This is a genomic window from Mailhella massiliensis (assembly GCF_020741395.1).
GTDB classification, from domain to species: Bacteria; Desulfobacterota; Desulfovibrionia; order Desulfovibrionales; family Desulfovibrionaceae; genus Mailhella; species Mailhella massiliensis_A.
In genome coordinates, this window is sequence record NZ_DYZA01000215.1 from 1 (window position 1) to 8,578 (window position 8,578).

The following is an 8,578-nucleotide window of genomic DNA, read 5'->3' on the forward strand; positions in this document are numbered from 1 at the left end:
CCCGTTTACGGGCCGCCGGTAACAGAAATGCAGATGTCAGACCGTACATGCGCCTGCTAGGGCGCGGCTGGTAAGAAAGCCTTACAGGCGCATAAGAGGAACCACCGGCTATGCCGGTGGGGCCCCTTTTCTGGCGGGAAGCGGAATGTCCACGGATTTCTGCCGGAAGCCGGTCGCGTTGCCGGGGCGTGCGGATTTGCCGTTTCTGCGTCGTGTTGCGGTGCAGAGAACTTTCCGGCAATGGGGTTACGCTCTTTGGTCAGAATTGCGGCGTTTCTTCCGGCGTATAGGGGTGCGACCAGTGATCGGAGCGGACCAGACGCGCATCATAGCGATCTTCCACCAAAAAGTCCTGAAGCGGATAGCCCAGGATAATGAGGCTTGCAGGCCTCACCATGCCCGGCAGACCGAAGGCCTTCATGAAGGCTTCCTCTCTTGCCTCTACGGGGTGTATGCCGCACCACAGGGAGCCTATGCCCATGGCCCTTGCTGCCAGCATGACGTTTTCCGTCGCGGCGGCGCAGTCCTGCGGCCAGAACACCGTCTGAGGGGCGGCCGAGGTGTCGCAGCAGATGAGAAGTGCGAGAGGCGCTTCGCGGGCAGGTTCGGCCGAAGGGTGCAGGGAGGGGAGATGATCCAGCATCTCCCTGTCGTTTATGACGATGAAGCGTTTGGTCAGGGCGTTTTCCGAAGAAGGAGCGGCAAAGGCGGCCCTGAGCAGAAGGTGCTGTGCGGCGCTGCCGATGGGTTTTGAGGCGAATCTGCGTATGCTGCGCCTTGTGAAAATGGCGGTGAAAGCGTCCGTACTTTCCATAGGAACTCCTTTTTCTTCAGCATACGGCAAAGCGAAGGAAGAAAAAGGGCGCAGAGGCGTGATACTCATGTCCGGCGTGAGTATCAGCTTTTTCTAGGAGCCTTCCTTTTCCGGGGGCTGCTCCCATAAGGTGAGGGCCCGGCATACCTCCGACCGGTCGGAGTTTCTCTGGATGGAATGAAGCCGGGCACAGGGCGCGGGAAGGCCGAGCACGCTTTTCGGCGCGCTTTCCGGGGCTTCCGCCGGAGCGCAGAGGCAGGCCAGCTCTTCCTGAGGGAAACTTTCCGCCCTGAAGGTGATATCCACCATGCGCGGCGTCAGAGGTTCGCGCCAGCCGTTCAGGAGAGCCGGTGCGGGAGGCAGGGTTTCCAGAATCCAGGCAAGGTAGCGCGTGTTGTTCACATGGCCGTTGATATCCAGGTCATCCCTTCTTACTCGAAGCGGGCAGGAGGAAGCCTCCTCCGGCCGCAGGCGCGGAATGACGCGGCAGCTGAAAGTCTCGCACGGGCGTGGGGCTGCAGGGTATTTCGGTGCGAGCGCTGCAGGAAGGCGCGCCATGCTGCGGCTTGAAAGTTCCATGACAGACCATGCGCTGCTGCCCGTAGCGATGAGCCCCCCCGAAGCGTCGTACACTTTATAGCCCCGGTGGCCGAAGCGGTCCATGGTGGAAGGCCAGGTATGGATGCAAAGCTCCTCACCGGCTCGGGGCAGGCGGGCGATGCGCAGGGCAAGGCGGGTGAGCACCCAGGTAAGGTTGTAGGCCAGAAGGGCTTTTTCGCCGAAGCCCAGGGCGTCGGCGTTCCTGCCCGCCGCCTCCTGAAGCCAGTTTCCCAGGGCGGGAAGCGTGGCCACTCCGTTTTCACCGATTTCCCCGTAGCGGACCATGAGACGCAGCTCGGAAGCGTCGTCCGCCGGGGTGGATAAGACGGGCATATCGTACCTCTCTGCATATCCTGCCGGGGCCGGCCGGATATTTTTACCGTGCATACGCGCGGGTCAGTAGTTTTTCTTCCATTCCAGGCCCACTTCCGTCCGAGAGGAGGAGGTCTTCGCCTGAGCTTCCAGTCCGGGGTAGAGTTCTATTTCCACCACGGCCTCGGTTTCGCTTTCCTTGCCCAATCCTTGTTCCACGCCCACATACACGTTGTCGCGCACATAGGTGCCCATTTCCAGCGAAGTCCTGGAACTGTCGGTGTCGCCGTCGTTTTCTTCGGAATTGAGCTTGAGCACGTCCAGCCCGAGTATCCTGCGGCCGAAATCCATGACTCCGCCTCCGCCGAATCCGGCGAGCTCCGCCGCTCCGGCAGCAAGCTGAAGCGCCTGCACATGGCTGAGCGAGTTGGCCTCCTTGCCGAACATGATCTGGGAGAGTATTTCATCCTGGGGCATTTCCGGTTCGCTGGAAAGCGTGATTTCCGGTTTGGCAGCCGTGCCGCTTACCGTGATATCGGCCGTGATGCTGCTGGAGGTGTATTGCATGATCACATTCAGAGCCGGGCTCACGGGCCAGCCGCCGTCGAAGGTGATTTCCCCTTCGGAAAGCTTGAACCGTTTGCCGAGGATATCCAGCGTGCCGCGCACGGCCTGGACCTCGCCCGTCACCACCGGCCGGGCAAGGGGGCCGCGCAGGCGTATGTCGCCCTTCCACTCGCAATCCAGTCCGTAGCCCCGGAGGAAAAACTGATTGGGGATATGGATGCGCACATTGAGTTTCCCCTGAAGGGGCGCGGCCTCGGCCTTTGCCTTCTGGCCCGGCTCCTCGACGGGCAGGGTGACGATATCCCCGCCGGGAAGCTTCGCAAGCTGCACCTGTCCTTTGTCTACGGTGATATCGGCCCGGATGGAGGGATCAAGGGCCGTACCGCTCACGCTCAGCGTGCCGGAGAGCATGATGCTCGCGTCCTGCCTGCGCAGGGGGGAAAGGCGGTTGATCTTCCCCTCTACGTCAAGGGCCAGGGTGGCGGGGTCGAGACTGCCGGAAAGGCTCACCATGCCCTGGCGGTTGTCGTCGGCAGAAAAAGTGAATTCCAGCCGGTTTTCGGATTTCTTCGTCAGATGCAGCTTGTCGGCCCGGGCGCTCAGGCGTATATGCCGAAACTCCACGCCTTGGGCTATGTCGGCAAAGCTTCCGTTCTCAAGCCCGGCGTCAAGGGTGAGCACGGGAGAGGAGAGGCTTCCGGAAAGTGAGGCTTCCAGGTTCAACCTTCCGGAAAGTTTCTGATCCGTCACGGGCGCGAGCTTCCACAGCTGCGAAAGGTCGCCGGAAAAGGCGATATCACCCTGCATGGGGCCGTCCATGTCGGGCATGGGTACGGAAGCGGAAGAGGAGAACAGGGGAAGGCTCACTTCTGCGTGCAGGGTTTCCAGCCCCAGGGCTTTCCGGCTTTTTTCCGGCATGGCGAGGGAGAGGATGAGGGTATGCCTTTTGCCGGATGCGGCAAGGCGGCCGGAAATTTCTCCGTCCAGCGGGGGTAGGGTGGATCCGGGAATCAGTATTTCTTTAAAGTTTAACATGAAGTTTCCCGAAGGCCGTTGCGGCGTTCCTGCAAATGCGACGCGGCCTTCCACCATGCCCCGGGGCAGGCTTGGGAAAAGTGTGTTCAGTTGTCCGAGGTCGAGCGTTTGCAACTCGGCCGTAATATCGGCTTTTTCCGGAGTCCAGGACCCGGAAAGCACCATTTTGCCGGAAGGCAGGCCGGACAGGGAAAGGGAGGAAAAGGAAACGCGGTTTTCGGCATAGCGAAGCGTGGCCGGGGCGTTCAGGCGCAGCCCGGCGGGCTGCGCGCCTGAAAGGCCGAGCAGTCCGGGCACGACCTCGGCTTCCAAAGCCTGCAGAACAAGTTCTCCGGGCTTCCAGCGCAGTTTTATCTGGGAACGGATATCGCCATGGCTTTCCGCGCTTGCCTGAATACCTTTCTCTCCGCCCTTCGCCACGGCGGAAATACGGCTCAGGGAAAGAGCCGGGAGCGAGAGGGTTTGCAGCCGTGCATCAAGGTTGAGGTCGGGCATCCCCCATGTATCCCTGGCTTTGAGACTGGTTTTCAGTCCCGCAAGGGCGATGTTTTCTTTGCCTGTGCGTATGTTCAGCCTTTCCAGAGAGCCTCTGGCTTCCAGCGACTGCCCCTCCAGGGAGGAAAGCTTCACTTCCAGATTCAGGGGAGAGCCTGTGATATTCAGGCCGGAGAGCCGGGCAAAGGAAGCCCATTGCCGCACATCGACGCGCAAAGTGCCGTCCAGGTCGGGCAGGACCGTACCTGCGAGGGCCGCCACCGTACCTTCTTTCGGCAGCGGCGCGGCAAAGGGCGCAAAGGCGGAAACATTCCCTTCCACAGTGTTTTGTTCCAGGTGCAGGGCAAGGCGTTCCAGGGAAAGCAGAAGGCCGGGGCCTTTTTCCCCTGTGCCTTCCTTCATGCTCCATGCGGCCTCCAGAGAGGTTTTCTGCCCGTTGGCCAGGAGGGAGGAGGCGAGGCTTCCGGCAAGAAGGGGCGGCTCCTCCGGGGCGGGCAGGGGCGCGGCGTTTTCTTCCTTTATCGTTTCCGCTTTCTGCACCCTGGCGAAAAGGTGCGGCATTTCTTCCAGCAGGCGGGGAATGTCCGCATGTGGGAGGGCAAGTTCCGCTTCCGCCTTTTCCAGGGTGAGGCCGGGGAGGCTGAGCTTGTCGCCGGAAAAGGCAATATGCGCGGAAAGCGCGTCCATGGGGCCGGAAATATCCGCCCGGAGCGTTGTCCCTCCCGAAAGCTCCGGGGAAAGGGCTGCACCGTCTTCCAGGCCGCCTTCGGCATGGAGTTCAACCCGGGTACCGGGGGAAAGGGCCATGCCGGGCAGGGAGAGAGAGCCCGCAGCCTTCGCCCGTATGCGTGCGGCCTGAAGGGCGGCTTCTTCCAGAGTGAGTTCCAGCGTTTTTTCTTCCAGGCTGAGGCCCGCGGCAGCGGAAAGGGAACATTCCTCTCCGAAAAGGGCGGCAAGCTCACTTTTTTCCCAGGACATGCCGGAAAGATTCAGGTCGGTTTCGGCGTGCAGGCTGAGGGATTCACCCTTTTCCGCCTTCATGTCGAGCGTTGCGGAAAGGGTGGCCCCCTTCTGACCGGCAAGAGACCAGAACCGCTCCGCCGTGGGGAAAATATCCATACTCAGCGAGCCGTTGCCTTTTTCGGCAGGAAGGTCGAAACTTACCTGAGCTGCCGCCGCAAGCTCCTGTGCCCCGCTTTCCGTATTTCTCATATTGCCGGAAAAATGGGCTTCCAGGATTTTTGGGGAAATGTCGGCCGAAAGGCTGAACAGAAGTTCCCCGTTCTGCCCGGCCTGCTGCGGAAGAAGCGCAAGAAAGCCCATATCGGAACCCAGCAGGCTGAGGCGGCCCTCGGCGTCCGGAGAAAAGGAACCCTTCAGGACAAGAGGTTTGCAGGGGATGCCGCCTCGGCTGAGGGTGAGGGAAAGTTCCGCCCCGTTTCGGCCCGCAGAAGCGGAGGCTTCAAGACCCGCAACCACACATTCCCCCAGAAGTTCCGCAGGAAACGAGGCTTCGTTCACGGCGAGGCGTTCCAAGCGTACTTCGGGCAGCCAGGAGGGCCAGTGCCGGAAAAGGTTCCCCGCGTCGGCCATGGCCTGCCCCGGGCTGAGGGGGTGCGAAGACTCTTCGGATGCGGGGGACGGCGCAAGCACGGGCAGGCGCAGAAGGCGCGGGGTCTCCAGCGTAACTTCCGTAATCACGACGGCCTTGGGCAGGTTCGACCAGTCCAGGGATACAGAGGCGCTTTCCGCTTCCAGCCAGGCGCCGAGCTCATCCTTTAATACAATGCGTGACAGTTCCGCCCGGGAGGGGAGCGGCCCGTGGAAGGCTTCCACGGTAACGCTCAGGCCTCCGGGAAGATGCCCCAGGGCGCTGTTCAGTGTGGCGGTGAGCCAGGCATCGCCTGAAGAAGTCCTCAAGAAGAACAGGCCCCCGCCTGCCGCTGCGGCGATGAGGAAAAGCAGAAGGGCAAGGCTCCACACGGCAAGGCGCAGCATACGCCGCCTGTGCGCGGTTTTTCCTGTTTCGTGCGGATCCGGGGGAGGGGCCTGTTCCCTGAGTCTGTCGTCATGGGTATGGTCGTTCATCAGAAGCTCTGCCCGATACTGATATAGATCTGATAGCCTCTGTCGTCGCTTTTCTTGTCCAGGGGAACGGCGATATCAAGGCGTACGGGGCCGATGGGCGTGTAGTAGCGCAGGCCTATGCCCGCGCCCCACTGAAAGTCCCTGAACAGATCCGGCATTTCCCTTTCATATACCATGCCTCCGTCGAGGAAGGGTACGATGCCTATGGTTTCGGTAACGCGGAAGCGGGCTTCCAGATTCACTTCATGGAAGGATCTTCCGCCTCTGGGTTCTCCGTCGCTGTCTTTCGGGCCTATGGCCTGGTAGGAATAGCCGCGCACGGAACCGCCCCCGCCGCAGTAGAAGCGCAGCGAGGGGGGAATATTGCCCATGGAAACACCGAGAAAGGATCCGGCGGAAGTCCTTGCGGCGAGTACCAGGGCGTCGTCCCCGAAGGGGGCGTAGTAGCCGGAGGCGGTCACCTGGGTGGAGACCCCGGAAAAGTTTCCGTTGTAATAGCCCGTGGTGGGGGCGGCTTCCCACTGCAGATAGGTCCCCCGCACGGGGTTCATCATGTTGTTGCGGGTATCCCGACGCAGGGTGAAGATAAGGCTGGCATAGCGGTATTCGTCCTGACTTGTGCGCGTCACCGAGCCTTCTTCGCCGAAAAGCTTCACACTCGCCCACCACGAGGGGGAAATTTTGCGTTCCACACCCGCATAGGCGTTCAAGGCCGTGGTATCGTAGGCGTCGGTATCTTCTCTGAGGTAGGAGGTTCCGGCCAGGAATTTCTGGTCGGGGCGGCCGAAAGCAGGTTTTTCAAAATCGGCCTGCACGCCGCGCTTGTCCTGGGCGAAGGGGGCCTTCAGGGTCAGCTTTTCTCCCGCACCGAAAAGGTTGCGGTGCTGCCATTCCCCCATGAGGCCCATGCCCGTATCCGTGGCATAGCGCGCGCTGGCGCTTACGGTGCGGAAGCTGGTTTCCCTCACGTTCACCAGAACGGGGAGCTCCAGGCAGGATTCGCCTTCCAGCGCCGTACCCTGCGAGGAAGGGGCAGGCTTCACCTCCACAAAGCGGAACAGCCCCAGCTTCTGAAGCTCGCGGCGATAGGCCTGGAGCCGCCTTTCATCCCACGGCTCTCCCTTCCTCCAGGTGATAAGCCTGGCGAGGTACTCGGGTTCCACCTTTTTCGTGCCGCGTATGTCGGCCCTGCCCATAACGGCGGCAGGCCCCGGGTCGACCACAACATCGGCGTTCAGTGTCTTTTCGCTCTTGTTCAGCGTATAGCGGGTGGAAGCTACGGCCGCTTCCGGGTAGCCGGAACGGTGCAGCGCGTCGGGCACGTCTTCCACGGCGTCGAGTACCTTGTCCGCCACGGCGGGCTGGTCTCCCCCCAGGCCGGAAAGCTGCTTCGGGGGCGGGGGAGGCGTGATGCCGGGGAAGGGAGGCAGAGGCGCGGGCGAAGGCTGATAGGAAAGCTCCGTTCTTCCCAGGTGGTAGCGGGGGCCGGGCAGAAGGGAAAGGGTGACGCGGGCCCGAGCTTCAGGGCTTTCCGCCTCCGAGACGTGGGCACTTGCCGTGCCGTCGAAATACCCGAGGGACTGAAGAAGCTTCACGGCGGTCTTTTCATCCGCCCGAGCCCTCCGCATGAGGCCGAGCGTGCCGTCGGGCGGCTGATCCTTCAGCTGAACGAGCTGACTGTGCTTTTCCATGGAAGAGCGGAGTTCCGGCACGGCGTCGCCCTCTATGCGTATGTCTACGTCATAGCGCACGGGGTCGCTTTCAAAAAGAGGCTCGGCTTCTTCCTGCCGGGTTGAGGCGTGCTGAATGAGTCCGCAGCCGGAGAGCGGGCACAAGAGAAGCCATGCACCCAGAAGAAACAGTATCTGGCGGATATTGCGGGACATGATGCAAGCACTAGCATGGCTGTGCCCGACTTGCAAGGGACGTGGAAAAGACCGAACGGAAAATCACGGGGGCACGGGGCGGAGCAGTCTTCCGCGTGTTGTACGGAAGAAAGAGGGGCATATCTCCGGCTGCTTTAATCTTTTTCCGGAAGTATACGCCTGTCTGGAGCAGGAGAAGGGCAGGATGATCTTCGTTCGCGGGACCGGGTTCTTCCACAACACGCTGTTTCTTTTTTATGGAGGCGTGATGCAGGGCCTTCTCCCGGGAAGGCGGCTTACGCCAGGGACTGAAGGAACTGCCGGAGCCTCGGGTGCCGAGGTCGTTCAAAGATATCCTCCGGGGAGCCTTCTTCAAGCAGCTCCCCCTGATCGAGGAAGAGCACCCTGTCTGCGGCTTCACGGGCAAAGCCCATTTCATGGGTCGCCGCCAGCATGGTCATGCCTTCCCGTGCCAGGGAGCCCATAAGTTCCAGCACTTCCCCCGTCATTTCCGGGTCGAGGGCGGAAGTGGGCTCATCGAAAAGCATGAGGCGCGGCTTCATGGCCAGAGCGCGGATAATGGCCACACGCTGTTTCTGTCCGCCGGAAAGATCGTCGGGAAAGGCGAATTTTTTGTCGGCAAGGCCTATGCGCGCAAGCAGTTCGTCCGCCATGGCCTCGGCTTCGCTCCTTTTCATGCCGCGCAGGCGCATGGGGGAAAGGATGAGATTATCCAGTACGTTCAGGTGGGGAAAAAGATTGAACGACTGGAACACCATGCCCATATCCTGCCGCATGCGGC

At 61.4% G+C, this 8,578-nt stretch carries 5 protein-coding genes; all 5 read right to left on the minus strand.

Annotation, left to right across the window (positions count from 1 at the left end):
- Window positions 1–259: 259 nt before the first annotated feature.
- A complete protein-coding gene (locus K8W16_RS10510; RefSeq protein WP_304123449.1) occupies window positions 260–814 on the minus strand; it encodes a nitroreductase family protein in 555 nt (184 codons plus the stop codon).
- 93 nt (window positions 815–907) lie between these two features.
- The gene (locus K8W16_RS10515) at window positions 908–1,747 is read right to left on the minus strand and encodes an acyl-[acyl-carrier-protein] thioesterase (protein ID WP_304123453.1); all 840 of its coding nucleotides are present in this window, start codon (window positions 1,745–1,747) and stop codon (window positions 908–910) included.
- A gap of 63 nt (window positions 1,748–1,810) precedes the next feature.
- Window positions 1,811–5,911, minus strand: coding sequence for a translocation/assembly module TamB domain-containing protein (locus tag K8W16_RS10520; protein WP_304123456.1), 4,101 nt, complete (start codon window positions 5,909–5,911; stop codon window positions 1,811–1,813).
- On the minus strand, window positions 5,911–7,797 hold the full coding sequence (locus tag K8W16_RS10525; RefSeq protein WP_304123459.1) for an autotransporter assembly complex family protein: 1,887 nt from the start codon (window positions 7,795–7,797) through the stop codon (window positions 5,911–5,913). Before K8W16_RS10525 ends, K8W16_RS10520 begins: the two co-directional genes overlap by 1 nt.
- Before the next feature lie 275 nt (window positions 7,798–8,072).
- Window positions 8,073–8,578: amino acid ABC transporter ATP-binding protein (locus K8W16_RS10530; protein WP_304123463.1), on the minus strand; the 506-nt coding region annotated here is incomplete at its 5' end.

Bases quoted from the DNA above. Each gene is read 5' to 3' on its own strand.
- K8W16_RS10515 (WP_304123453.1), bottom strand. From the start codon at position 1,747: ATGCCCGTCTTATCCACCCCGGCGGACGACGCTTCCGAGCTGCGTCTC.
- K8W16_RS10510 (WP_304123449.1), bottom strand. From the start codon at position 814: ATGGAAAGTACGGACGCTTTCACCGCCATTTTCACAAGGCGCAGCATA.
- K8W16_RS10520 (WP_304123456.1), bottom strand. From the start codon at position 5,911: ATGAACGACCATACCCATGACGACAGACTCAGGGAACAGGCCCCTCCC.
- K8W16_RS10525 (WP_304123459.1), bottom strand. From the start codon at position 7,797: ATGTCCCGCAATATCCGCCAGATACTGTTTCTTCTGGGTGCATGGCTT.